26 protein-coding genes are annotated in these 24,230 nt (G+C 67.2%); 16 read left to right on the top strand and 10 right to left on the bottom strand.

Annotated elements, in window-relative coordinates; genetic code table 11:
* Window positions 1–122: 122 nt before the first annotated feature.
* Complete coding sequence (locus tag GRI75_RS02745; protein ID WP_160745384.1) at window positions 123–1,394, top strand: PQQ-dependent sugar dehydrogenase; 1,272 nt, start codon at window positions 123–125, stop codon at window positions 1,392–1,394.
* A 122-nt stretch (window positions 1,395–1,516) separates the two neighbouring features.
* A complete protein-coding gene (locus tag GRI75_RS02740) occupies window positions 1,517–2,692 on the top strand; it encodes a hypothetical protein (protein WP_160745383.1) in 1,176 nt (391 codons plus the stop codon).
* Window positions 2,693–2,751: 59 nt separating this feature from the next.
* On the opposite strand, the gene GRI75_RS02735 is transcribed toward GRI75_RS02740, so the two are convergent.
* Together GRI75_RS02735 and GRI75_RS02730 are read right to left on the bottom strand one after the other, a co-directional pair.
* Window positions 2,752–3,468, bottom strand: coding sequence for a response regulator transcription factor (locus tag GRI75_RS02735; protein WP_160745382.1), 717 nt, complete (start codon window positions 3,466–3,468; stop codon window positions 2,752–2,754).
* Window positions 3,465–4,763, bottom strand: a complete 1,299-nt coding sequence (locus GRI75_RS02730) for a sensor histidine kinase (RefSeq protein WP_160745381.1) — start codon at window positions 4,761–4,763, stop codon at window positions 3,465–3,467. Before GRI75_RS02730 ends, GRI75_RS02735 begins: the two co-directional genes overlap by 4 nt.
* A gap of 344 nt (window positions 4,764–5,107) precedes the next feature.
* On the opposite strand from GRI75_RS02730, the gene GRI75_RS02725 reads away from it, so the two are divergent.
* Window positions 5,108–5,461, top strand: coding sequence for a helix-turn-helix domain-containing protein (locus GRI75_RS02725; RefSeq protein WP_160745380.1), 354 nt, complete (start codon window positions 5,108–5,110; stop codon window positions 5,459–5,461).
* A gap of 55 nt (window positions 5,462–5,516) precedes the next feature.
* On the opposite strand, the gene typA is transcribed toward GRI75_RS02725, so the two are convergent.
* Window positions 5,517–7,328, bottom strand: a complete 1,812-nt coding sequence (gene typA / locus GRI75_RS02720) for a translational GTPase TypA (RefSeq protein ID WP_160745379.1) — start codon at window positions 7,326–7,328, stop codon at window positions 5,517–5,519.
* A 171-nt stretch (window positions 7,329–7,499) separates the two neighbouring features.
* Here typA and GRI75_RS02715 point away from each other — a divergent pair, with 171 nt between their 5' ends.
* The 4 genes from GRI75_RS02715 (at window position 7,500) to GRI75_RS02700 (ending at window position 10,442) form a co-directional block, all read left to right on the top strand.
* A complete protein-coding gene (locus tag GRI75_RS02715; RefSeq protein ID WP_160745378.1) occupies window positions 7,500–8,051 on the top strand; it encodes a nuclear transport factor 2 family protein in 552 nt (183 codons plus the stop codon).
* Complete coding sequence (locus GRI75_RS02710) at window positions 8,048–8,575, top strand: nuclear transport factor 2 family protein (protein WP_160745377.1); 528 nt, start codon at window positions 8,048–8,050, stop codon at window positions 8,573–8,575. The genes GRI75_RS02715 and GRI75_RS02710 overlap by 4 nt, the downstream gene beginning before the upstream one ends.
* A gap of 292 nt (window positions 8,576–8,867) precedes the next feature.
* Window positions 8,868–9,146, top strand: a complete 279-nt coding sequence (locus tag GRI75_RS02705; protein WP_160745376.1) for a hypothetical protein — start codon at window positions 8,868–8,870, stop codon at window positions 9,144–9,146.
* Window positions 9,147–9,239: 93 nt separating this feature from the next.
* Window positions 9,240–10,442, top strand: coding sequence for a transaldolase family protein (locus GRI75_RS02700; RefSeq protein ID WP_160745375.1), 1,203 nt, complete (start codon window positions 9,240–9,242; stop codon window positions 10,440–10,442).
* 54 nt (window positions 10,443–10,496) lie between these two features.
* Here the strand turns inward: GRI75_RS02700 and GRI75_RS02695 are convergent, their stop codons facing one another.
* Window positions 10,497–10,781, bottom strand: a complete 285-nt coding sequence (locus GRI75_RS02695) for a hypothetical protein (RefSeq protein ID WP_160745374.1) — start codon at window positions 10,779–10,781, stop codon at window positions 10,497–10,499.
* A 199-nt stretch (window positions 10,782–10,980) separates the two neighbouring features.
* Here GRI75_RS02695 and GRI75_RS02690 point away from each other — a divergent pair, with 199 nt between their 5' ends.
* Complete coding sequence (locus tag GRI75_RS02690; protein ID WP_160745373.1) at window positions 10,981–11,157, top strand: hypothetical protein; 177 nt, start codon at window positions 10,981–10,983, stop codon at window positions 11,155–11,157.
* A gap of 379 nt (window positions 11,158–11,536) precedes the next feature.
* Here GRI75_RS02690 and GRI75_RS02685 read toward each other — a convergent pair whose 3' ends face one another.
* From GRI75_RS02685 to ligK, 6 genes are all read right to left on the bottom strand, one after another.
* Window positions 11,537–12,895 (bottom strand): DEAD/DEAH box helicase, encoded by a 1,359-nt coding sequence (locus GRI75_RS02685; protein WP_160745372.1) that lies wholly within the window; start codon window positions 12,893–12,895, stop codon window positions 11,537–11,539.
* Between the two features lie 245 nt (window positions 12,896–13,140).
* Complete coding sequence (locus GRI75_RS02680; RefSeq protein WP_328597918.1) at window positions 13,141–13,833, bottom strand: MipA/OmpV family protein; 693 nt, start codon at window positions 13,831–13,833, stop codon at window positions 13,141–13,143.
* 177 nt (window positions 13,834–14,010) lie between these two features.
* A complete protein-coding gene (locus GRI75_RS02675; protein ID WP_202389532.1) occupies window positions 14,011–14,517 on the bottom strand; it encodes a hypothetical protein in 507 nt (168 codons plus the stop codon).
* 10 nt (window positions 14,518–14,527) lie between these two features.
* Window positions 14,528–15,397, bottom strand: coding sequence for an amidohydrolase family protein (locus GRI75_RS02670; RefSeq protein ID WP_160745371.1), 870 nt, complete (start codon window positions 15,395–15,397; stop codon window positions 14,528–14,530).
* A 174-nt stretch (window positions 15,398–15,571) separates the two neighbouring features.
* Complete coding sequence (locus GRI75_RS02665) at window positions 15,572–16,627, bottom strand: 4-oxalomesaconate tautomerase (RefSeq protein ID WP_160745370.1); 1,056 nt, start codon at window positions 16,625–16,627, stop codon at window positions 15,572–15,574.
* Window positions 16,628–16,775: 148 nt separating this feature from the next.
* Entirely contained in the window at window positions 16,776–17,450 is a 675-nt protein-coding gene (gene ligK, locus GRI75_RS02660; protein WP_160745369.1) for a 4-carboxy-4-hydroxy-2-oxoadipate aldolase/oxaloacetate decarboxylase, read from the bottom strand.
* 129 nt (window positions 17,451–17,579) lie between these two features.
* On the opposite strand from ligK, the gene GRI75_RS02655 reads away from it, so the two are divergent.
* From GRI75_RS02655 to GRI75_RS02620, 8 genes are all read left to right on the top strand, one after another.
* Complete coding sequence (locus GRI75_RS02655) at window positions 17,580–18,416, top strand: DUF1932 domain-containing protein (protein WP_160745368.1); 837 nt, start codon at window positions 17,580–17,582, stop codon at window positions 18,414–18,416.
* Window positions 18,413–19,438 carry an amidohydrolase family protein gene (locus tag GRI75_RS02650; protein ID WP_160745367.1) on the top strand — a complete coding sequence of 342 codons (1,026 nt, stop codon included), beginning with the start codon at window positions 18,413–18,415 and terminating at the stop codon, window positions 19,436–19,438. The genes GRI75_RS02655 and GRI75_RS02650 overlap by 4 nt, the downstream gene beginning before the upstream one ends.
* On the top strand, window positions 19,435–19,752 hold the full coding sequence (locus GRI75_RS02645) for a DUF2218 domain-containing protein (protein WP_160745366.1): 318 nt from the start codon (window positions 19,435–19,437) through the stop codon (window positions 19,750–19,752). Before GRI75_RS02650 ends, GRI75_RS02645 begins: the two co-directional genes overlap by 4 nt.
* A complete protein-coding gene (gene ligA, locus GRI75_RS02640; RefSeq protein WP_160745365.1) occupies window positions 19,749–20,183 on the top strand; it encodes a protocatechuate 4,5-dioxygenase subunit alpha in 435 nt (144 codons plus the stop codon). The genes GRI75_RS02645 and ligA overlap by 4 nt, the downstream gene beginning before the upstream one ends.
* 1 nt (window position 20,184) lies before the next feature.
* The gene (locus GRI75_RS02635) at window positions 20,185–21,075 is read left to right on the top strand and encodes a class III extradiol dioxygenase subunit beta (protein ID WP_160745364.1); all 891 of its coding nucleotides are present in this window, start codon (window positions 20,185–20,187) and stop codon (window positions 21,073–21,075) included.
* Window positions 21,076–21,238: 163 nt separating this feature from the next.
* Window positions 21,239–22,198 (top strand): Gfo/Idh/MocA family oxidoreductase, encoded by a 960-nt coding sequence (locus tag GRI75_RS02630; RefSeq protein WP_160745363.1) that lies wholly within the window; start codon window positions 21,239–21,241, stop codon window positions 22,196–22,198.
* A 105-nt stretch (window positions 22,199–22,303) separates the two neighbouring features.
* Window positions 22,304–23,290, top strand: coding sequence for an aldo/keto reductase (locus GRI75_RS02625; protein WP_160745362.1), 987 nt, complete (start codon window positions 22,304–22,306; stop codon window positions 23,288–23,290).
* 10 nt (window positions 23,291–23,300) lie between these two features.
* The gene (locus GRI75_RS02620) at window positions 23,301–24,107 is read left to right on the top strand and encodes a CmcJ/NvfI family oxidoreductase (protein WP_160745361.1); all 807 of its coding nucleotides are present in this window, start codon (window positions 23,301–23,303) and stop codon (window positions 24,105–24,107) included.
* The last annotated feature ends 123 nt before the right edge of the window (window positions 24,108–24,230 follow it).

Below are 24,230 nucleotides of genomic sequence, written 5' to 3'. Positions count from 1 at the left end.
CATGGTAGCGAGCGCACGGGATCGGGCAAGGGAAAGCGGAGGCGATTGTGCGGACGCGTTCTGATCGTTAGGGGGCTATCAAAGGCTGAGATTGACTCGGTCCGGTTGGAGGGGATTTTGTCATGCATCTAGGATCGATGCGGCGCTTCGGCGTGCTCGCGGCATTGGCACTTGCCGGAGCGGCCTACGGTGCGGCGGCACAGGATGCTCCTGCTGCGCCGGCGGCAGCGCCGGCTCCAGCCGCTGCGGCTCCCTTCCCTCGCTCCACTCCGCTGGGCTCGGGCCCCTGGGATTACGAGACCCAGGCCGGCAAGATCCATGTCGAAGTGCTCGCGCGCCGGCTCGACCGTCCCTGGTCCCTGGCGCAGCTGCCCGACGGCACGATGCTGGTGACCGAGCGGCCCGGGCGCCTGCGGGCGATCCGCGACGGTAAGCTCGACCCGATCGCCATCGCCGGCCTCCCGCCAATCAACCCGAGCGGCATCGGCGGCTTGTATGACGTCGTGCTCGATCCCGATTTCGCCGCCAACCGCCGCATCTACTTCAGCTACGTCAAGCCGGCCGAGGACAACCACGACCACACCACCCTGGCGGTCGCCCGGGCCACCTGGGACGGCGGGATGGCGCTGGCCGACGTGGAGGACATCTTCGTCGCCGACGCATGGTACGGTGCGCAGCCCTGGCCCAAGCGCTGCTGCGGCCAGGGCCCGGCGACCGGCAGCTGGGGCGGCCGCATCCTGTTCGGCCCCGACGGCAAGCTCTACATCGCCAGCGGCGACCGCAACTACGGCGAAATGGTCCAGGACCCCTCCAACCATTTCGGCAAGATCCTGCGCATCAACCCGGACGGCAGCGTCCCGGCCGACAACCCATTCGTCGGCAAGGAAGGTTGGAAGCCGGAGATCTGGACCAGCGGCCACCGCAATCCGCTCGGTCTCGTCGCGCACCCGCAGACAGGCGAGCTGTGGTCCACCGAGTTCGGTCCGCGCGGCGGCGACGAGCTGAACCGGATCGAGAAAGGCCACAACTACGGCTGGATCGACGTGACCCAGGGCCAGCACTACAACAATGATCCGGCCAAAGCCGTGAAGGGCGTGGCGGGGATGACCGATCCCGTGCTCGCCTTCGGGCCGCCCTCGCTCAACCCCGGGAACATCGCGTTCTACGACGGCGCGGCGTTCCCCGAATGGCGCGGCGACCTGCTGCTGCCGAGCTTCACCAAGGGCCTCCTGCGGATCGAGTTCGACCAAGCCGGCAAGCCCGGCGCGACCGAGGAACTGCTCGGCGATCTCAAGCAGCGGCTGCGCGACGTGCGCGTCGGGCCGGCGGGCGAAGTCTACATCCTCACCGACGAGACTGAAGGCGCGATCCTTAAAGTCACCCGCGGCGGCTAAGGACCGCGCATCGGCGGCACGGACCCACTGGCCTGTTCGCAAAAAAGGATATAGTCAACAATGTCAGAACACAGGGAAGGGAGCCCCGAATGAGGCACAACGGTCTCGCATCGCGTATTTCCATGAGCGCTTTCGCCATTGCCGCCGCGGCGGCGCTGCTTGCCGGCGCGACCAGCGCCCCCGCGCAGGAGCGCCCGGCCGACCTGACCGAGCTGCCGCCGGTGCCGACCGACTTCACCCCGAAGCAGACCGCGTGGGGCGACTGGGACTTCACCGGCACTTGGCCGATCGAGAACCTCCCCGCCACCCGCATCCTGTTCCAGCGCCCCCTGCCCTATGGCGAGCGCGTGTGGATCAACGACGACGAGCACAAGATCCGTCTCGAGAATGCCGAGAAGTCCGACGGCAGCTTCGCCGCGGCGAGCGAGCGCGGGATCGGCACCTCCGGCACCGTCGGCCTGGCCGACTGGGTCCGCACCTCCTCCATGGCCAAGCGCACCTCGATGCTGGTTAGCCCCTCCGACGGCCAGCTGCCGCCGCTGACCCCGCAAGGTGAAGCGCTGTACAAGGCCGGTCGGTCCGGCTGGGTGCCCGGCCAGCACTACGACTGGGTGACCGACTTCGACAGCTGGGACCGCTGCGTCAGCCGCGGCTTCCCCGCATCGATGTACCCGTTCCGCTACAACAACGGCATCCGCGTTTGGCAGTCGCCCGGCTACATGGTGATCGAACTCGAAATGCTCGGCACCCGCGTCATCCCGATCGGCGATTCGCCGCAGTGGCCTGGTGCGGTCGAAGCCTGGATGGGCAACAGCCGCGGCCGCTGGGAAGGCAAGACCTTCGTCATCGAGACGACCAACATCAAGTCCGGCGACAGCGTGACGCATGACCGGCTGGCCCGCTCCTCATCGCCGCTGAACATGGCCACGCAGCACGTGCCGCCGTTCAACACGATCCCGATGAGCACCCAGGCGAAGACCGTCGAACGGCTGACGATGACCGGCCCGAACACGATCGTGCACGAGCTGACCTACAGCGATCCGGAAGTCTACACCCAGCCGTGGACCACCCGCATCGAATGGTCGCGCGACGACGACTACAAGTTCTTCGAATACGCCTGCCACGAAGGCAACTACGCCATTCGCGACTACATCAACGCCTCGCGCGCCCACCGCGAAGCGATCGCCAAGGGCGAGACCCCGCCGGAAACCACCGAGGAGGATTCGCGCACCCGCTTCGCCGGTCAGTTCGACTTCGACCCGGCAGCCGGCCCGCCCCCGGCCGCGCCGCAGCAGTAAGGCCGAACGTGTAAGCGGGCCGGCGGGGATCTCGACCCGCCGGCCCGCCGCACCCTACGCTATCGGCGTTGGTCCCTGGCGGAGGACGGCGCCTCCGGGTCTCGGGGAAGAAGCCGCAGCGCATAACCGCGGCCCCGGAGGGCTTCCAACGCGAGGCGGTCCGTCACACCCGCCAGGGCCCGGCGGAGCGCGCTGGCGCAGACATCCAGCGCGTTGTCGGTGACGATGGCGTCCCCGCCCCAAATCTCGTCGATCAGCTTGTCTCTCCCGACCGCTTCCCCGCCCGCGCGGGCCAGTATCAGCAGCAGCGCGAAGGCGCGGCGGCTGACGGGGATCGGCCGCCCCTCCCAGGTGGCGCAGGCGGCGGCGGGATCGATCCGCAGCGCGCCGAGGTTGACCGGGTCGGGCTTGCGCAATCGGTCCCGCTTCAGGAGCGCGCGCAGGCGGGCCAGAAGCTCCTCGAACGCGAACGGCTTGGCCAGGTAGTCGTCGGCCCCCGCGGCGAACCCGTCCAGCCGGTCGTCCAGGCCGGACCGGGCAGTCAGCATCAGGATCGGAATGCCCAGCTCCGCCTGGCGAATGTCCCGGCACAGGTGAAGACCATCGCTGTCGGGCAGCAGCAGGTCGAGGATGATCGTGTTGAAGCGGCCCGAGCCGGCCAGCGCGCGCACGTCCTTGCCGACTCGCTCCCACCGCACTTGCCAGCCGCGCACGCGCAGCCCCTGGCTGACAAAGCGCCCGATCCCGACATCGTCCTCGACCAGCAGGATGTTCACGCCGAACGCTCCAGCGCGATGTCGATGGTCACCGTGCAGCCTTCCGGGCGCGAGGGGTGGCCGACGTTGCGGGCGAACGCCCTGCCGCCGTGCTCCTCGGCCACCCAGCGGGTCATCGACAGGCCGAGGCCGCTTCCGCCGCGATCCTTCCCGGTGTCGGTCTGGTAATATGCCTCGAAGATCAGCGGCAGTTCGTCGGGCACCACGCCTGGCCCCTGGTCGGTGATGCGGACCCGGGCGAACTCATCCTTTTGCGACAGCTCGACGGTGACTTTGCCCTGCATGGGCGAGAACTTCAGCGCGTTCTCGATCACCGCCAGCAGCGCCCGCTTCAGCCACAGGGCGTCCCCGCGCACGGTGACCGGCTGGTCGGGCACCGTGACGTCCATGTCGACTTCCACCGACCGCGCGAACGATCGTGCGTCGGCGACCGCCTCCGCCACGACGTCGCGATAATCCAGCGGCACGGCGTCGAGCTGCAGCTTCCCGTCGGAAGTCTGCGCAAGCCCGATCATCTCGTCGATCCGGTGTCCCAGGAACCGCGCCTGTGCGACGATGTGCCGCAAGGCCTGCTCCATCGTGCCGTCGTCCCGATGGTCGCCCGTCAGCGCCACTTCGGCCTCGCCCATCATCGCCGTTACCGGGGTGCGCAACTCGTGGCTGGCATTGGCGAAGAACAAGCGCCGGGAAGCGTCGACTTCCTCCAGCTCCGCCGTCCGGCGGGCCAGCAGCCCGTAAAGCTGCCGCGACCGGCGCAGGAACAGCAGCGCCCCGCCGATCGCGGTTGCCGCCACGACGAACCCCATTAGGGTGGCCTTCAGCGCGACACCGAGCCGGAGCTCCGCAGCGCGCCGTTCCGCCGCCTGCGCGCGCGATTCCCACGTGGAAAGCAGGCGCTGCGCCCGTTCGCGCACGCGGGCGCGGGAGGCGCCGCCTTCCTGCAGTTCGGCCAGCACCGGCTCCACCGCCGCGCCCGTGCCGGTCGGGTCTTGCCGCCCACCATCCTGCGCCACGAAGTCCTCCGCGAACCGCGCGAGCGCGCGCTCCACCGGAAGGCCGGAAGGCGGATCAGCGAGATCTTCGATCAGGCGCTGGGCTGCGGACCGGTTCTGGCCGGCCAGCACGGCCTGGTCGTGGACCTGCCCGAACTGGTTGAAGCCGATCAGGAAGCGGAACAGCAGGAACAGCACCGCCGCGGCGAGAGCATAGACCAGCACGATCGCAAGCCACGACACGTGCGGAGGAGCCAGTTCGGTGCGGAATCGGACTGGGGGCGACTGTGCGCTCTTCACCATAAGCTGCTTCCCCCCGGTAGCGCCGCTGCGGCCAGATTCCATCCGCGCCAAGAGACCGATGATAGTCGGTTGCATTTCGCGAAGCCTGACGTTGGATTCAGGTTTGCGAAGCGGCGCTGTGTCATGACCGGTCTTGCTTGGGGGGAAGCAATCGCCATGGAACGCGAGTGCCAATTCGGAACAGGTACCGGCCGCCGGCCGCGCCGCGCTCGTCACCCTGCCGCCGCGGTCCCCTTCCGCGCAACTCCACCGCCGCGCTCCCGGACGTTCAGGGTGATGGCGTGAACTGCCTTCTCCTGCAGGCCCCGGCCCCACCGCGCGACGATGCCGAGAGGATCCTCATCATGCGGGAAGACGACCCGGCACAGGCGGCCGGAGCGCCCCGAGGGGAAACTTTCGGCACGAGGCTCCGCCGCCTGCGTAAGGAGCGGAGGATCAGCCTCATCGGCATGGCGCGGCTGGTCGACGCCGCCAAGCCGACGGTGTGGAAATGGGAATCCGACAAGGCCCGCCCGCGGCCGGAAATGCTCGAAGCGCTCGCCCTGGCGCTGGACGTCTCCGAACAAATGCTCCTGACCGGGCGGGACGATGCTGCGCCGCCCATGTCGCTGGGCGACGTCATCAAGGACTGCAAGGCCCGGATCGCAGCGGCGGCCGGCACGACCGCCGACAAAGTCTCGATCACCATCCAGGTGTGACGGCCGGGCTAACCCGGCCGCCGCTCGCCCCGCGATCGTTACAATGGGGCCGGCGTCACCCCGGCGTGCGCGAGGCCTTCTTGCGCTCGTGCGGATCGAGGTGGCGCTTGCGCAGGCGGATGCTCTTGGGGGTGACTTCCACCAGCTCGTCGTCCTGGATGTAGGCGATCGCCTGCTCCAGGGTCATCTTGCGCGGCGGGGTCAGGCGGACGGCGTCGTCCTTGCCGGTCGAGCGGAAGTTGGTCAGCTGCTTGGACTTGAGCGGGTTGACCTCGAGGTCCTGCGGCTTGGCGTTCTCGCCGATGATCATGCCCTGGTAGAGCTTCTCGCCGGGCGAGATGAACAGGATGCCGCGATCCTCCAGCGCGTTGAGCGCGTAAGGCACGGCCTCGCCCTGCTCCATGCTGATCAGCACGCCGTTCTGGCGGCCGCTGATCGGGCCCTTGTAGGGGCCGTACTTCTCGAACAGCCGGTTCATGATGCCCGTGCCGCGCGTGTCGGAGAGGAACTCGCCGTGATACCCGATCAGGCCGCGGCTGGGCGCGGAGAAGGTGATGCGGGTCTTGCCGCCGCCGCTCGGGCGCATGTCGGTCATCTCGCCCTTACGCTGGGCGATCTTCTCGACCACGGTGCCGGAGAACTCATCGTCCACGTCGACCACGACCGTCTCGTAAGGCTCCTCGCGGCCCTCAGGGCCGTCGCGGAACAGGACGCGCGGACGGCTGATCGACAGCTCGAAGCCTTCGCGGCGCATGTTCTCGATCAGCACGCCGAGCTGCAGCTCGCCGCGCCCGGCCACTTCGAAGGCATCCTTGCCGGCGCTCTCGGTGACGCGGATGGAGACGTTGCTTTCCGCCTCGCGCTCCAGGCGCTCGCGGATGACCCGGCTCTGCACTTTGTCGCCTTCGCGCCCGGCATAGGGGCTGTCGTTGACGGCGAAACTCATGGCCAGGGTCGGCGGATCGATCTCCTGCGCGGCAATCGGCACGGTCACCGAAGGATCGCACAGGGTGTTGGAAACGGTCGCGTCGGTCAGCCCGGCGATGGCGACGATGTCACCCGCCTGGGCGTGGAGCACGGGAACGCGCTCGAGGCCGTTGAACGCGAAGACCTTGGTGGCGCGGCCCGCTTCGACCAGCTTGCCGGTCACGTCCAGCGCCTTGATCGGCATGCCGACTTCCAGGCGGCCGCTCTCGATCCGGCCCGTCAGGATACGGCCGAGGAAGGAGTCGCGGTCGAGCAGCGTCGCCAGCATCGCGAAAGAGCCGTCCGGGTCGAGATCGGGCGCCGGGACGTGCGAGACGATCGCCTTGAACATCGGCGTCAGGTCACCCTCGCGCGCCTCCGGGTCCTCGCTGGCGAAGCCCGCGCGGCCGGAGGCGTAGAGCACCGGGAAATCGAGCTGCTCGTCATTGGCGTCGAGGTTGACGAACAGGTCGAACACTTCGTCGAGCACTTCGGACGGGCGCGCGTCGGAACGGTCGATCTTATTGACGACGACGATCGGCTTGAGGCCGAGGCCCAGCGCCTTGCCGGTGACGAACTTGGTCTGCGGCATCGGGCCTTCGGCCGCGTCGACCAGCAGGATGACCCCGTCGACCATCGACAGGATCCGCTCCACCTCGGCACCGAAGTCGGCGTGCCCCGGGGTGTCGACGATGTTGATGCGCGTGTCGTTCCACTCGACCGAAGTGCACTTGGCGAGGATGGTGATCCCGCGTTCCTTCTCGAGGTCGTTGGAGTCCATCGCCCGCTCCTCGACGCGCTGATTCTCGCGGAAGGTGCCGGATTGGCGGAAGAGCTGGTCGACAAGAGTGGTCTTGCCGTGATCGACGTGGGCGATGATCGCCACGTTGCGAAGGGACATAGGACTAATGCTTTCGGGATTGGAGTTTCCGCCGCGCACATAGCGATTACGCTGCGATGCACAAGGTTTTCCGCCTCGGCCCCGATGGACAAAGTCAGCGAACCGTGCATCATTCGGGCGAAAGCGCCTCCGCGAGATGCGCCCAAGATAACAACCGAGGGGACTTCACCGATGAAACGAACGCTTGCTCTGGTCACCGCAGCCGCCACGATGCTGGCCCTGGCCGCGCCGCTGCCGGCGGCCGCGCAGATGCGCCCGCTGAGCGACCCCGTCGTCGCCCATCCGGACCCAGAATCGCTCTTCACGAGCGCCGACCCGCAGCTCCACCGCAACAAGCAGGCGGCGCTGCACATCATGCGCGAGCTGCTCCAGTGCAACCAGTGGAGTCGCGCCGGCGAGTGGCTGACCGACCGCTACATCCAGCACAACCCGCTGGCGGCATCCGGCCTCGAAGGCGTGATCAACTACTTCGTCAACATCGCCAAGCGCCAGCCGACGCCGACGTGCGACAGGCTGACGACCCCGGTCGTCGCGGTGCAGGCGGAAGGCGATTTCGTCACCGTGCTGATGCAACGCGAACTGCCGGTGCCAGGGATCGAAGGCGAGACTTACACCACGACCTGGTTCGACACCTGGCGCTTCGTCGACGGCAAGGCCGACGAGCATTGGGATCCCGCCACGCTGCCCCCGGTCCAGACCCCGCCCGCCGGAGAACGCGGGTGATCCGCGCCGGCGCGGCCGCGTTCGGCGCGCTGCTGCTCCTCGCATCGCCCGGTCCGGCCCTTGCACAGGACAGCGGCGTCGCCGCGCAAGTCCTGCGGGAAGCCGCGGACCGGGCGGCGATCGAGCAGCTCATGTGGGACTATGTCGAGGCGATCGACGGCTGGAACCCCGATGCTTATGCCGCCACCTTCACCGAAGACGGCGCGTTCCTCGGCACCAAAGGCCGCGCGACGCTGCGGCAGATGGTCGTCGATCTCAAGAAGAGCCAGGACGAGCGCCGCGCCGGCGGCGCCACGATCGGCAACATGCACCACGTCATGTCGAACATGAACGTCGAGTTCGTCACGCCCGACCACGCCCGCGTGTACTACTACCACATGACCGTGTTCGGAAACGGCCTGACCCCCCCGCCGAACGTCGCCTCGGTTGGCCGCGGCCTGGACGACGTCGTGCGGGTGGATGGCAAGTGGCTGATCAAGAGCCGCAACGTCGCCTATCAGCACCCCGCTGGGCCGGGGGGCTGATAGGGGCCGCGGCGCTCGCCTCGTTTAGGCGCGCGCAGAGGCGCGGAGGCGCGGAGAGTCCCCCGCCGCTTCGGCGGAACTCAATCCGCGAAGCGGAGTTCAAAGCCGCTTCGCGGAACGCGGGAAAAGCAGTGCAACTTCCTCCGCGCCTCTGCGCCTCTGCGTGCGCAAATAAGCAAGCACGCAGCAGGGCACTCCGGCGCCCCATCAGCGCCACCGGAAACCACAGCCCGCTCTCGCGAGTTGAACACAGCGATGGCCGCAGGTGCGGCCGAAGAAGGGGACTATTTGCATGCACGTACTTGCCAGAACTTCCGCCCTCACGGGCATGGCCGCTCTCGGGCTCGCGCTTTCCGCTTGCGACAGCAAGGCGGAGAACGAAGTCGAGCAGCAGGCCACGGCGCTCGACGAAGCCTATGAAGCCGACGCCGATCTGGAAGAGTCGATGGCCGCCGGCGGGCCGCAGGAAGAAGCCGCCGAAGGCCGCGCCGACGCGATGCGCCAGGAAGGCGAGGAAACCAAGGATCAGCTCGAGGACATGGCCGACGAGATGGACTCCACGCCGCAGTAACAGCGAGCGTCCGGGGCGGGCCAAGTTCTGCTTTGCCCGCCTCGCGACAAATTGGGCTGGACCTCGCCCCCTGCGAAGAGGCATGGGGCGCCCATGACCGACAACATCCTCGAGCGCCTTGCCGCTACCAATCCCGACTCCGAAATCTGGTGGGACAGCTCTCCGCTGATCTTCCCGAGCTGGAAGGAAGAAACGCTCGCCAAGGCGCCGGAGGGCAAGCGCGCCGATTGGGAGCAGCAGCTCACCCGCCTCTACGACGACGAGACCATCAGGTCGCAGGGCACGATGGGCTTCCGCGGCGTCACCACCAACCCGCCGCTGTCGCTGCAGGCGATCAAGCTGGCACCCGAGCTCTGGGCCGCCGAGATCCGCAAGGTCGCACAGGCGAACCCCGGGCTGGACGTCGAAGGCGTCTACTGGGCGATGTACCTCGACCTCGTGAAGCGTGGCGCCGACGCGATCCGCCCGGTCTACGACAAGTCCGGCGGCAAGTACGGCTTCCTTTCGGGCCAGGTCGATCCGCGCTTCGTCCGCGACGGCGAGAAGATGCTGGCCATGGGCCTGACGATCGCCGCCCAGGGCACGAACGTCATGGTCAAGCTGCCAGGCTCCAAGGAAGGCTACGAGGTCCTCGAGGAGTTGACCGCGCGCGGCATCAGCACCAACAACACCACCAGCTTCACCGTGCCGCAGTACATGCGCTGCATGGCCGCGGTCACCGCCGGCCTCCAGCGCGCCAAGGCCGCCGGCGTGGACCTGTCCAACTGGCGCTCGGTCATCACCCACATGTCGAGCCGGCTCGGCCAGCTCAGCGACTGGGCGACGGAGGCCAAGGCCCGCGGCATCGACCTCTCCATGCCGGAAATCCGCGACGGCGAGGAAGCCGTGCTCAAGCGCGCATACTGGTGGGGGAAGGACAACAACCACCCGTCCAAGATGCTGCAGTGCTCGATGCGGGTGGAGAAGGACGAGCGGACCGGCCAGCTGGTCAGCCGCCACATCCAGGACTTCGCCGGCAGCGACATGGTCTACACCTGCCCGCCAAGCTACATCGCCCAGCTGATGGCCTCCGACGAGGAGCTCGGCGCGTTCGACCCGAAGGCGATCGAGCGCGAGCCGAACAAGGCCAGCATCGAGAAGCTGATGAAGCTGCCGAGCTTCCGCCAGGCTTACGAGTTCGACGGCATGTGGCCGGACGAGTTCGCGCACTTCGGCGCGTTCCAGGCGACCGCCACCGAATTCGCCGCAGCCACCCGGCAGACGGTCGATTTCGTGCGGATGACGCTCGAAGGCTGAACGCCTCGGATTTGCGAGACAAGGCGGGGGCGCGGCAACGCGCCCCGTTTTCGTTTATTCGGTAGTGCCGGTCTCGTCGGTAGAGCCGGTCTCGCCCCCGACCACCTCGGCCGCCGGTTCGCCGGCCCTGCCGCCCGCAGCGGCGCCGGTGTCCGCGCCCGCGCCGGCCGCACCGGTCGTGTCCGTCGGGGAGACCATCGTCGCGCCGGACTCGTCTACCGCACCCGTATCGTAACTGGTGTCCGTGGCATCCGCCGCTTCTTCTGCCGTGTTGTCTCCGCCGCACGCGCCAAGGGCCAGCACCGCGGGCAGCAGCGCCGCTGTTACGAACGTCTTCATCTGGTCTCGCTCCTGTTCGTTCCGGCAGCGACGCCTCGCGCCTCTCCAGCCGTATGACGGGAGCGCCCGAGCGGCGCTGGAGTTCCACATCGGCCGCACAACTGGTATGGCCTGCGGCACGCAGCGGACAATTGCGCCAACCCCGGGAAAGTATCGCGCCTTCGCGCGCTATGGCTACGGAGAGGAGGCAAAGCGCGCAGTGCGATCGGTCATCGAATTCTTCTGGCAATTCCTGCTCGGCATCACCAGCGCCGTCGGCTTCGCTGCGCTGATCGTCGGCGGAGTGGCCTTCGGCATAGGCTGCGCCGTGTGCGGCTGCGGCTACACCTGGAGACGATGGCGCCGCCGCGCCCTGGGCCGCCCGCCGGAGAAGTAGGCGCCCAGGCACCTGTGCAGCAGACGCCCGAGCGTGCTGCCGAATGGACCCTGAAACAAGTTCAGGGTGACATGGGGGGTGGAGGAAACCCCAAAACCCGCCATCCTCAGTTTATTTCCGTCATCCTGAACTTGTTTCAGGATCCATCCCGCCACACGCGCGGAGCGGGCGACAACGCGCCTTGCCCACCAGGGGGAAGATTGGATCTCACGCAAAGCCGCAAAAGCGCAAAGCCCCGGCACAACACCTTCGTGTCTTCGTGCCTTCGTGTGAGCCCACAAGGCCACAGCGCACCAAGGCCCTCTTAGCGCCTTTGCGTGCCCAAAACGAAAAATCCTCCCGCTTTTCAGGGGGAGGACTTTCGCCAGTCAATCGCGGCTCAGACCGCCGTGCGCGCGCGGTTCACCCGGCCGCGGTTGCCGCCGCCACCCGGCTTTCCGCCGCCCGCCGAACGGTTCGCGCCATCGCCGCGCGGGGTCACGCGGGCAGTGGTCTGCTTGCGCGGGAACCGGCGGCGCTGCTGGTCGTAGGCACGCTCTTCGCGTTCCGCACGGGTCGGCTCGGGGCCCTTGGCGTTGACCTTGACGGCCTCCGCGGCGAGCCCTTCCGGGAGCGCGATCTCTTCGAGCGACGCCTTGGTCAGCTTCCAGATGTCGCGCAGGTAAGCCTTCTCGTCCGGCGCGCAGAACGAAATCGCGATCCCCGCCGCGCCGGCACGCGCGGTGCGGCCGATGCGGTGGACATACTGCTCCGCCACGTTCGGCAGCTCGTAGTTGATCACGTGGCTGACGCCGGAGACGTCGATCCCGCGCGCGGCGATGTCGGTGGCGATCAGCACGCGCACTTTGCCGTCACGGAACTCGTTGAGAGCCCGCTCGCGCTGCGGCTGGCTCTTGTTGCCGTGGATCGCATTAGCCTTGATGCCCGAGGCGACGAGCTTCTTCACGACTTTGTCCGCACCGTGCTTGGTGCGGGCGAAGACAAGCACGCGGTCCATCGCCTTGGAGGCGAAACCGTCGCGCAGCATGATCGTCAGCAGCGCCTGCTTTTCGCCGGCGTTGCAGAACGCGACCTGCTGCTCGACCCGTTCCGCCGTCGTCGAGGCCGGTGCGACCGAGACCTGCGCCGGGTTGGTCAGGTACTGGTCGGCCAGCTGGCGGATCGCCTTCGGCATCGTGGCCGAGAAGAACAGCGTCTGGCGCTTGGCCGGGAGCATCTTCACGATCTGGCGCAGCGCGTGGATGAAGCCGAGGTCGAGCATCTGGTCGGCCTCGTCGAGGACGAGGATCTCGACCGAACCGAGATCGAGCGCCTTCTGGTCAGCCAGGTCGACCAGGCGGCCGGGCGTGGCGACGAGGATGTCGACGCCGCGCGCCAGTTCCTGGCGGTTACGGTTGACCGAAGTGCCGCCGAACACGCTGACCACCTTGAGGTGCGCGAAGCGGGCATAGTCGCCCGCGCTTTCGGCGATCTGGCCGGCCAGCTCGCGGGTCGGCGCCAGCACCAGCATGCGGCACGAACGCGGCCGCGGGCGCTGGTCGGAAGCGATCAGGCGATCGATCGACGGCAGCATGAACGCCGCGGTCTTGCCGGTGCCGGTCTGGGCGATGCCCAGCAGGTCGCGCCCGGTGAGCACGGTCGGAATGGACTGTTCCTGGATCGGCGTGGGGGAATCGTATCCCTTGAGCGCGAGTGCCTGGAGAACGGGCTGCGAAAGCCCGAGTGTTTCGAAAGTCATATAGTGAAAGCTCGCAATATATGCGGCAGCGCGCGCACAGAACGGCGCGCTGCGGCGGGTTCTGAACGACCCGCGTGAAAAGGGAAGCTCTGGGAAGAGGCACCCGTCGAAGTGTTCGACAGACCCCAAGACCGAAACGCAGCCGGGGCGGATTACATCCGCCAGTTCACGCTGCTGTGCGCTTCGATGGGGGGCAGATGGAGACGAAGCGGCCGAAAGTCAAACCAATTCGCCGGCGCGGCCCGTTACTGGCCCACGCTGCCGAAGGTGTAAGCCAGGGCCAGGCCGCCCGAGAACTGGTCGCGCGAGCCATGTTGGCGCACGATCGGCGAGTCCGCCGCATCGCCCACCAGCCGGTCGTACTTGGCATAAGTCTGCACGCCCCAGCGGGGGGACAGCGCCTTGAGGAAGGAAGCGGTCGCCCCGTAAGCCTGGACCCCGCCGCCGGGATCGTAAGCAGCCAGGCCGCTGGGCGCGGAATCCTCCGGCGCCACGCCGAACCAGGCGTCCTGGTACTTGTCGTCGCTCCAGGTGACGCGCGGACCGGCGGAAAACAGCCAGTTATCGCGATCGCGCATGACGAAGTCGGCCCCGGCCATGCCGATCATGCCCTTGTGCCCGGTCACGGCCTTGCGCAGTTCGGCCCGCAGGCGGAAGCCCTCGCTGACCTGGTAGGAGACGAACGCCCCCGGCTCGATGCTGAACTTGACCTTCGGCAGCGCGGTGCCGACATCCTTGGCCGATCGGGCGCCCTCCCAGTTGAGCGCCGGCCCGAACGAAAAGCCGCTGCGGTCGATCAGGGCCAGGTCGAAGCTCTCGTCGGGCGCCTCGAACTCGAACTGCTCGCCCACCGGCTTGCGCTCGTAATCGATCAGCGGGCCGATATCGAAGTCGTCGGATCCCGGATAGCTGGGATAGAACTGCGGGCCGAGCGCGATGCGCGTGCGCTGCTCTTGCGCGGCCGCCGGAAGGGAGCAGGCCAGCGCAGCGAGTGCGGCTAACGGAACGGAACAGCGGATGAAGGATGTGGGCAGAACGAAACTCCCTGATGCAGCCCAGCTTTCCCGGCGGGCTCGCGGTAACTACCCATGGACGAGACGGCGGTTCCGCCGGCCTCAGAGCACGCGGCTGTCGTAGGCCCATTGCAGCAGGGCCTGGCGCTGCTTCGGGCGGCAGAACGGGTCGCCCGGTTCGCAGTAGCGGCGGACTTGCGCGGCGTGGCGGCGGAAGGCGCGCCAGCGGCCGATCTGCCGCTCGTCCTCGCCCGGCAGGCGGCGGCCGGAGTAGTAGCGGCAGTACCACTGGAACCAGCCGCGCGGGTCGTCGGGATGGATCCAGCCTTTCGCCCGCCACTCGCGGAGCGGCGAGCTCGCCCTCACACCGTAGTAATTGAGCGAGCAGTCGGCCGCACCGGAAGCCAGCTTGGCCTGCGCGAACCATTCGGCCGGAAACTCGGCCCGGCAGTCGGTCAGGTACTTGCCGCAGAACACGCCCAGCTCGAGCATTTCCGCCGGGGTCAGCTCGGGTTCGAACCCGGCGGCGAAGCCCTGCCCCATCGGTGCGCTGCGGACGTAACGATAGCCTTGCTGCATGCGGTCGTTGACGAGGATCTCGTCAGCCACCGCCTTGCCTTCAGTCGGCCCAGTAGAGCGCGTTCGGGTTGTCGATCAGCAGCTTGCGCTGGAGGTCCTCGGTCGGCGCGATGCGCGGGATCATGTCGACCAGGTGGCCGTCGTCCGGCACGTTGTCCTGCATGTTCGGGTGCGGCCAGTCGGTGCCCCAGATGCAGCGGTCGGAGTAATCCGCGACCAGCGGCGCGACGGCTTCGGCGAAGGCGTTCCACGGATCGCCCGTGACGTCGAGCCGGTCGGGGCAGGTCGGCTTGAAGTGAATGTCCGGCCGGCTGTCGAGCAGGGCGCGGAAAGCGCGCATGTCGGCGCCGTCCGGACCCTGCATCACGTCCGGGCGGCCCATGTGGTCGATCACCAGCGGCACGGGGATCGCGTCCATGAACGGGCGCAGTTCTTCCAGGATGTCGGCCTCGAAATAGATCACCACGTGCCAGCCCTTCGGCAGGCGCCGCGCGACTTCGAGGAACTTGTCCTTCGGCGCATCGTCCACCAGGCGCTTGAGGAAGTTGAAGCGGATGCCGCGCATGCCGCCTTCGTGCAGCTTCGCCAGCTCCTCTTCCGAGATCGCCGGATCGACCACCGCGACGCCGCGCGCCTTGCCGTTCGACCGGGCGATGGCGTTCAGTGTGGCGCTGTTGTCGGTGCCGTGGCAGCTCGCCTGCACGATCACGTTCTTCGCGAAACCCAGGTGATCGCGCAGCGCGAACAGCATCTCGGGGCCGGCGTCTTCCGGCAGGTACTTGGCCTTCGGGCTGAACGGGAATTCGGCCATCGGCCCGAACACATGGCAATGCGCGTCCACCGCGCCCGGCGGCGGCGTGTAGCGCGGCTTGCTGGGGTTTTGGTGCCAACTGACGATACGTTCGGACATTCTTCTTTCCTCGTCATCCCGGACTTGATTCGGGATCGCTGCAATCCTGGTCGGACCTGGCGGCCCGCGGTCCCGGGTCATTCTCTTTCCTCGTCATCCCGGACTTGATCCGGGATCGCTGCAATCCTGGTCGGACCTGGCAGCCCGCGGTCCCGGGTCAGGCCCGGGACGACGTCAAACGAACACCACCCCATCCATCAGCTTGCGGGCGGTGCGCAGCAGGGCCGCGCTGACCACGTCGCCGCTTTCGTTCACTTCGAGCACGCAGCTCATTTCCCCGGTCGGGTGCTCCACCGAAAGCAGCTTGCGGCTGCCTTCGGGGATCGCCGCCACCTCGGCGGCAGGCGAACCCTCGACCAGGCAGGCCGTCGCCACGCTGACCGCGCCGAGCACGCCGATCGAGGCATGGGCGCGGTGCGGGATGAAGCTGCGCACGGTCACCGCGCCGCCGTTCTTCGGCGGAGCGACGAGCATCATCTTGGGGACCGATTTGTCCTTCACGTCGCCCAGGTTCATCAGCGGGCCGGCGGCGAGGCGGATCGCCTCGATCCGGGCCTTCAGCGCCTCGGCGGCGTCGAGCTCGTCGCGCGGCTCGTAGCCGGTGGCGCCGACATCCTCTGCCTTCATGACGATGCACGGCATGCCGTTGTCGATCAGCGTGCAGCGCACGCCCTCGATCACGTCGACCGCATTGCCGGTCGGCAGCAGCGCCCCGCAGGAGGAACCGGCGGTGTCGCGGAACTCGAGCGGGATCGGCGCGTGCGTGCCCGGCACACCGTCGATCCGCGCGTCGCCTTCGTAAGTCGGGACTCCGCCGCGCGTTTGCACGCTGGCGACGGCGACCTGCCCGGTGTTCTCCATGAAGATCGCGACGCTCGTCTCTTCGCCGCTCGCCTCCACCAGCCCCCGCTCGATCGCGAACGGGCCCACGCCGGCCAGGATGTTGCCGCAGTTCTGTGCGTCGGTGACGATCGCCTGGTCGACGAAAACCTGCAGGAACAGGTAATCGACATCGATCCCTTCCCGCTCCGACTTCTTCACCACGGCGACTTTGCTGGTCAGCGGGTCGGCCCCGCCCATGCCGTCGATCTGCCGCGGGTCCGGGCTGCCCATGACGCGCAGCAGGAACGCGTCGCGCGTCGCGGTGTCCGCCGGCAGGTCCGAAGCGAGGAAGTATCCCCCCTTGGAGGTCCCCCCGCGCATCCACATGACCGGTGCTGAATCCATCATATCCTCCCCGGCACGGGGAGGGGGACCATGACGCGGAGCGGCATGGTGGAGGGGGCCCTCCCCACGCGCTGCGCCTGGCCGCGGGCCCCCTCCACCACTGCCTTCGGCAGCGGTCCCCCTCCCCGTCCCGGGAAGGATTGGGTCACGCTCAAATCCACTTCAGCCCCATGTCGGTCAGTTTCTGGCGGAAGCCGTACATGTCGAGGCCGAGCACGCCGTCGGCGAGCTTCTGGCGCTTCTCGCCTTCGTTGGCTTCACGCGCCTGGGCCTTTTCCAGCACCATCGCGGCATCTTCGCGCCGGACGACGCAGACGCCGTCGTCGTCGGCCACGATCACGTCCCCCGGGCGGATGTAGGCGCCGGCGCAGACCACATCGATGTTCACGCTGCCGAGCGAGGCCTTGATCGTTCCCTGCGCGAAGATGCGCTTGGACCAGACCGGAAAGTTCATCTCCTCCAGGTCGCGCACGTCGCGCACGCCGGCGTCGATGATCAGCCCGCGGCAGCCGCGCGCCTGGGCGCTCGTAGCCAGGAGATCGCCGAAATAGCCGTCCTCACAGGGGCTGGTCGGGGCGATCACCAGTACGTCGCCGTCGCGGCACTGCTCAATCGCCGCATGAACCATGTAGTTGTCGCCCGGGGGCACGCTGATCGTCACCGCGCTCGCTCCGATGCGGGCGCCGCGGTAGATCGGGCGCATGTAGCTGGCGAGCAGCCCGGTCCGCTCCTGCGACTCGTGCACCGTGGCGACGCCGCAGCGGCCGAGCGCTTCGACCACATCCTTGTCCGCGCGTTCGATGTTCTGGACGACGACGCCTGCCATTTGCTCGACTCTCCTTGCCTGTTGCGAGAGCCCGGTGGACCGCTGCCGGCCCTCGCGTCAAGGGCATGCAAAGGGCCTCTCGCAAACTTGTAAGCAATACATACATTCTGTAAGCGGCACGCCAAGAGGATGTCAGACGCGAATCCACCTTTCCCGCCCTTCCGGGTGGCGCTGATCGGCTTCGGCGAGGCCGGGGAAACCTTTGCCCGTGCGGGAGCCTGGAACGGCCGCTCGCGCAGCTGGGACATCCTGCCGGCGCGTCGCGCGGCTATGGCCGCCTGCGGCGTGGAAGCGGCTTCGAGCGCGGCGGAAGCCCTCGCCGATGCCGAGATCGTGCTCAGCCTCGTAACCGCCGATGCCGCGCTTGCCGCGGCGCGCGAATACGCCCCCCTGCTGCACGAAGGCACGGTCTGGTGCGACATGAACTCGGTCGCGCCCGGCACCAAGCGCGAAGCGGCCGCCGCCGTCGAGGCAGTCGGCGGCCGCTACGTCGACGTGGCGGTCATGGCACCGGTCCAGCCGGCCGCGCTTGCCGTGCCGCTGCTCCTGGCCGGCCCCCACGCCGCCCCCGCCCAGGCAATGCTTACTGCACTCGGCTTCGCTCACACGCGCGAAGTTGGTAAAGAAATCGGCCGCGCCAGCGCGATCAAGATGATCCGCTCCGTTATGGTCAAAGGCCTCGAAGCGCTTAGCAGCGAATGCGCCGCCGCCGCAGACGCCGCCGGCGTGTTCGACGAGGTCATGGCCTCGCTCGACGCCAGCGAGAAAGCTTGCGGCTGGGCCGAACGTGTCGCCTACAACCGCGAGCGGATGGCCACTCATGGGTTGCGCCGCGCGGCGGAAATGGAAGAATCGGCCAAGACGCTGCAGGCGCTCGGAGTCGAACCCGTGATGACCCGCGGCACGGTGCAGCTCCAGCGCGCAGCCGCAACGAAGAACCGGAACGAGAGGAAAGTGGGCGCATGAGCCTGATCATCGATTGCCATGGCCATTACACCGTGCTGCCGAAGGCGCACGACCAGTGGCGCGAGGACCAGAAGGCGGCCTTCAAGGAAGGCAAGGCGCCTCCGCCCTATCCCGAGATCTCCGATGACGAGATCCGCGAGACGATCGAGACCAACCAGCTCAAGCTGATCAAGGAACGCGGCGCGGACCTGACGATCTTCTCCCCCCGCGCGTCGGCGATGTCGCACCACATCGGCGACGAGGAAGTCAGCGCGGAATGGGCGTTCCACTGCAACAACCTGATCTACCGCGTCACCAAGCTGTTCCCCGAGACCTTCATCGGCGTCTGCATGCTGCCGCAGAGCCCGAAGGCGGACCTTAGCGCCAGCATCAAGGAGCTGCGCCGCTGCGTCGAGGAGCTCGGCTTCATCGGCTGCAACCTCAACCCCGATCCGGGCGGCGGGCACTTCACCCATCCGCCGCTGACCGACGAGTACTGGTTCCCGCTCTACGAAGTCATGTGCGAACTGGACGTGCCCGGCATGATCCACGTCTCGGGCAGCTGCAACCCGGCGATGCACGCGACCGGCGGTTACTACCTCGCCGCCGACACCGTGGCCTTCATGCAGCTTCTGCAGGGCGACCTGTTCTCCCGCTTCCCAAGCCTGCGGATGATCATCCCGCACGGCGGCGGCGCGGTGCCGTTCCACTGGGGCCGCTACCGCGGTCTGGCCGACATGCTGAAGCAGCCTTCGCTCGACCAGCACCTGATGAACAACGTGTTCTTCGACACCTGCGTCTACCACCAGCCGGGCATCAACCTGCTGGCCGACGTGATCGACAACAAGAACATTCTGTTCGGCAGCGAGATGGTCGGCGCGGTGCGCGGGATCGACCCGACCACCGGTCATTATTTTGACGACACCAAGCGCTACATCGACGCGCTCGACATCTCGGATCACGAGAAGCACATGATCTTCGAAGGCAACGCCCGCCGCGTCTATCCGCGGCTGGACAAGGCCCTGAAGGAACGAGGGCTGTGAGCGAAGAAGGCGCCACCCCGGCCACGGCACACGGCTTCGCGCATTGCGAGAAGCCGGAGCGGTACATCCAGCAGCTGGTCAGCCACTGGAGCCACAAAATGGCCACCAGCTACGACCAGGAAAGCCGCGTCGGCGCCTTCCCGTTTTCCGAAACCGAGAACGCGGTCATGACCGCCCGCCCCGACGGCATCGCCATCACCCTGGTGACCGGCGAGCGGACACGGAACGTGCACATGCGCGGCGTGATCGAACGGCATATCGACCGCTTCGCGTTTCGCGAAGCACCGCTGAAATACGAATGGAACGAGCAATGAGCGACGACGACAAGGGCAAGAAGAAAGAGCGGATCAACATCCACGAGTATCTCGCGGAGTTCGACGACATCCCCGGCACCCGCGTGTTCACCGCGCAGCGAGCACGCCAGGGCTATCACCTGAACCAATTCGCGATGAGCCTGATGAAGGCCGAGAACCGCGAGCGCTTCCTGGCCGACGAGAAAGCCTACCTCGACGAATGGCCGATCAGCGAGGAAGCCAAGCAGGCCGTGCTCGACCGCGATTACAACCGCATGATCGACCACGGCGGGAACATCTATTTCCTGTCGAAGCTTTTCTCGACGGACAAGAAGAGCTTCCAGTTCGCCGCCGGATCGATGACCGGGATGACCCAGGAAGATTATGCCGAGATGATGCTCAAGGGCGGCCGTTCGCCCCAGGGGCAGCGCTCGATCAAAGGAGGTTACTGACATGGCCCGCGTTACCGCCGGCATCACTTCGAGCCACATCCCCGCGCTCGGCGCCGCGATCCAGACCGGCACGCACGACAACGATTACTGGGGGCCCGTCTTCAAGGGCTACCAGCCGATCAAGGAATGGATCCAGCAGCCCGGGAACATGCCCGACGTCGTGATCCTGGTCTACAATGACCACGCATCGGCGTTCGACATGAACATCATCCCGACGTTCGCGATCGGCTGCGCTGAAAGCTTCAAGCCGGCCGACGAAGGCTGGGGCCCGCGCCCCGTGCCGGACGTCATCGGCCACCCGGACCTGGCCTGGCACATCGCCCAGAGCCTGATCCTCGACGATTTCGACATGACCATCATGAACCACATGGATGTCGATCACGGCTGCACCGTGCCGCTCAGCATGGTCTTCGGCGAGCCCGCCGAGTGGCCGTGCAAGGTCATCCCGTTCCCGGTCAACGTCGTGACCTATCCGCCGCCCTCGGGCCGCCGCTGCTTCAATCTCGGCGACAGCATCAAGGCGGCGATCGAGAGCTTCCCGGAGGACATCAACGTCCAGGTCTGGGGCACCGGCGGCATGAGCCACCAGCTCCAGGGACCGCGCGCCGGCCTGATCAACAAGGAGTTCGACCTGAACTTCATCGACAAGCTGATCAACGATCCCGAAACGCTCAGCCAGATGCCGCACATCCAGTACCTGCGCGAAGCGGGTTCGGAAGGCATCGAGCTGGTCATGTGGCTGATCATGCGCGGCGCGCTGGGGGACAAGGTGGAGGAGCTCTACCGCTTCTACCACATCCCGGCATCGAACACCGCGCTCGGCGCGCTGATCCTGCAGCCCGAAGGCGTGGGTGCGCAGCCGCCCTCGATCCGCGAACAAGTGGACGCTTAGAGCAACAACGAAAACTCCGTTCGTCCTGAGCTTGTCGAAGGACCGCTTTTCCTTCGGCGCAAAGCTCGAAAAGAAGAACGACCCTTCGACAAGCTCAGGGCGAACGGAATTGGGGTGCTGCGCTCTCACTTGCTGCGCCGCCCGCATGAAGAAAGGACTGACTATGCGCATCGCACTCGCCGGCGCCGGCGCCTTTGGCGAAAAGCACCTCGACGGCCTCAAGAACATCGATGGTGTCGAAATCACCTCCATCATCTCGCGCCGCGCCGAACAGGCTGCCGAAGTGGCCGCGAAGTACGGCGCGGGCCATTCCGGTACCGATCTGAACGAAGCGCTGGAACGTGACGACGTTGATGCGGTGATCCTCTGCACCCCCACGCAGATGCACGCCGAACAGGCGATCGCCTGCATGGACGCGGGCAAGCACGTCCAGGTTGAGATCCCGCTGTCGGACAGCTGGGACGATGCTCAGGCCGTGCTCAAGAAGCAGCAGGAAACCGGCCTCGTGTGCATGGTCGGCCACACCCGCCGCTTCAACCCGAGCCACCAGTACGTGAAGCAGCGGATCGACGCCGGCGAGTTCAACATCCAGGCGATGGACGTCGAAACGTTCTTCTTCCGCCGCAAGAACATGAACGCCAAGGGCGAAGCGCGCAGCTGGACCGACCACCTGCTGTGGCACCATTCGGCGCATACGATCGACATTTTCCAGTACATGACCGGCAGCAAGGTGATCCGCGCCAATGCCCTGCAGGGCCCGCGGCACTCCGAACTCGGCATCGCGATGGACATGTCGATCCAGATGAAGACCGAAGCCGGGCAGATCCTGACGCTGGCCCTGTCGTTCAACAACGACGGGCCGCTCGGCACGTTCTTCCGCTACATCGGCGACACCGCCACCTACCTCGCTCGCTACGACGATCTCGTCACCGGCAAGGAAGAGCCGATCGACCTGACCGGCGTGGCGGTCTCCAACAACGGCATCGAGCTGCAGGACCGCGAGTTCGTGGCCGCGATCCGCGAAGGGCGCGAGCCGAACAGCTCGGTCGCTTCGGTGATCGACTGCTACCGCGTGATCGGCGAACTCGCCGCCAGCCTGGAAGCGCAGGACGGCTGGTCCTGAGGACCGGCTCCTAAGGAGAGCACGGGGCGCGGGCTCGACCGGGGGAAGAGCGACTCTTCCGCGGACGGGCCCGCGGCCAACCAGCAAACAAGGACAGTTTCGACGATGGCACGCATGATCGCCGGCAAAGAACTCCACCCCGTCGGCCTCGGCTGCATGAACGTCTCGTGGGCATACGGAACGCCGCCGGCCCATGAGGACTGCGTCGCCCTGGTCAACCAGGCACTCGACCTCGGCTACGACCACCTCGACACCGCGCGCATCTACGGCGCCGGCAAGAACGAGGCGCTGATCGCGGAAGCGCTGAAAGGGCGGCGGAACGCGTTCTTCCTCGCCTCCAAGTGCGGAATCGTTGTCGAAGGGCCGAAGCGCGGGGTCGATTGTTCTCCCGAGACCATCCGCACGGCTATCGAAACCAGCCTGCGAACGCTCGAGACCGACTACATAGATCTCTACTACATGCACCGTTTCGATCCGAAGGTCCCGATTGCGGATTCCGTCGGCGAGTTCACCCGGGCGATCGAAGCGGGCAAGATCGGCACCTACGGCGTGTCCGAGTGGTCCAGCCCGCACATCCGTGAAGCCCACGCCGTCCATCCGGTCGGCGCCGTCCAGACCGAGTACTCGCTGTGGACCCGCAACGTGGAACTGGCCGTGCTCGACACCTGCAAGGAACTGGGCATCCCCTTCGTGGCCTTCAGCCCCGTGGGCCGCGGCGCGCTGTGCGGCGAGCTCAAGGATCCCTCGACCCTCGAGGAGCAGGACCTGCGCACCAAGATGCCGCGCTTCAACGCGGAGAACTGGCCGAAGAACCTGACGCTGATCGAACGGTTCGCGGCTCTTGCCAAACAGGCCGGCGTCACCCCTGCGCAACTGGCGCTCAAGTGGGTGCTCTCGCGCGGGGAGAACGTACATGTGATCCCCGGCACGACCAACCCGCAGCACCTGACGGACAACTACCACGCGGCCGAGATCGACGTGAGCCAGGCGGTTCTCGACGAGGCGGGCAGGCTGATCAACCACGACACCGTGGCCGGCCACCGCTATCACGATGCGATCAGGCCGACGATCGATACCGAGGAATTCGCCTGAAGGAGCGGCCATGAGCAAGGACGTCCGCGCGCCGATCGCCTATGTGAAGAACGAAGGCCGGCGCCCCTACTACTACGCCAACGCGCACGAGAAGGACTACGTCCCGCTGGCGCCGGTGGAGATGGACATCGTGGACGTCCGCGGCCGGGCAACCTCGCTCGACGAAGAAGGCTTCCTGCTGGTGGAACACGCCTCGGCAATCGCCGACTGGACCGACCGCGAGGATGTCTCCGCCCGGCACCCTGCCGAGATCGTCGAGCTGATGAAGCGCCACACCGGGGCGGACGAAGTCGTCGTCACCGGTGGCGGGATCCTGCGCTACTCGGAACGCTCTGGAAAAACCGGCAGCACCGACAATTCGCACCCGGCGCGCTTCGCCCACGTCGACATGTCCCGCGAAGCGGCGGAAGCGGCCCGCGCCCAGGCCGCGCCGGAGGGCCGCACCCCGATGCGCAGCGCGCAGTACAACGTCTGGCGCGCGGTCTCCGGCCCGCCGCAGGACGTGCCGCTGGCGCTGTGCGACTGGCGGAGCATCAAGGGACCGGAGCTGATCGAGGCCGAAGCCATCTTCGACCCGCCCGGCGGCGCGCCCGAGTGGCGCTTCGCCAGCTACGTCGTGGCGCACGATCCCGTCCACCGCTGGTGCTACTTCCCGGACATGCGGCCGGACGAGGCGATCATATTCAAGTCGAGCGAAAGCGATCCCGCTCGCGCGCAGCTGATGCCGCATGTCGCGTTCGACAATCCCATCGCCGGCGAGGACGCGCCGCCGCGCGTCAGCATCGAGATGCGCTGCACGGCTTACTGGTACGGGTAATTTCTACCAGGCGGCCAGCGATCCCGGCGTTCGCCGGGATGACGCAGTAGTCGCGAAGGCGTCGTCCCGGACTTGATCCGGGACCGCTGGCCGCCAGGCCGGACCGGGCGGCACTCGAGCCGT

Origin of the sequence: Croceibacterium soli, from assembly GCF_009828065.1 — a bacterium.
In the GTDB taxonomy this organism is placed as follows: Bacteria; Pseudomonadota; Alphaproteobacteria; order Sphingomonadales; family Sphingomonadaceae; genus Croceibacterium_B; species Croceibacterium_B soli.
This window is presented reverse-complemented; position numbering and strand designations above follow the sequence as displayed.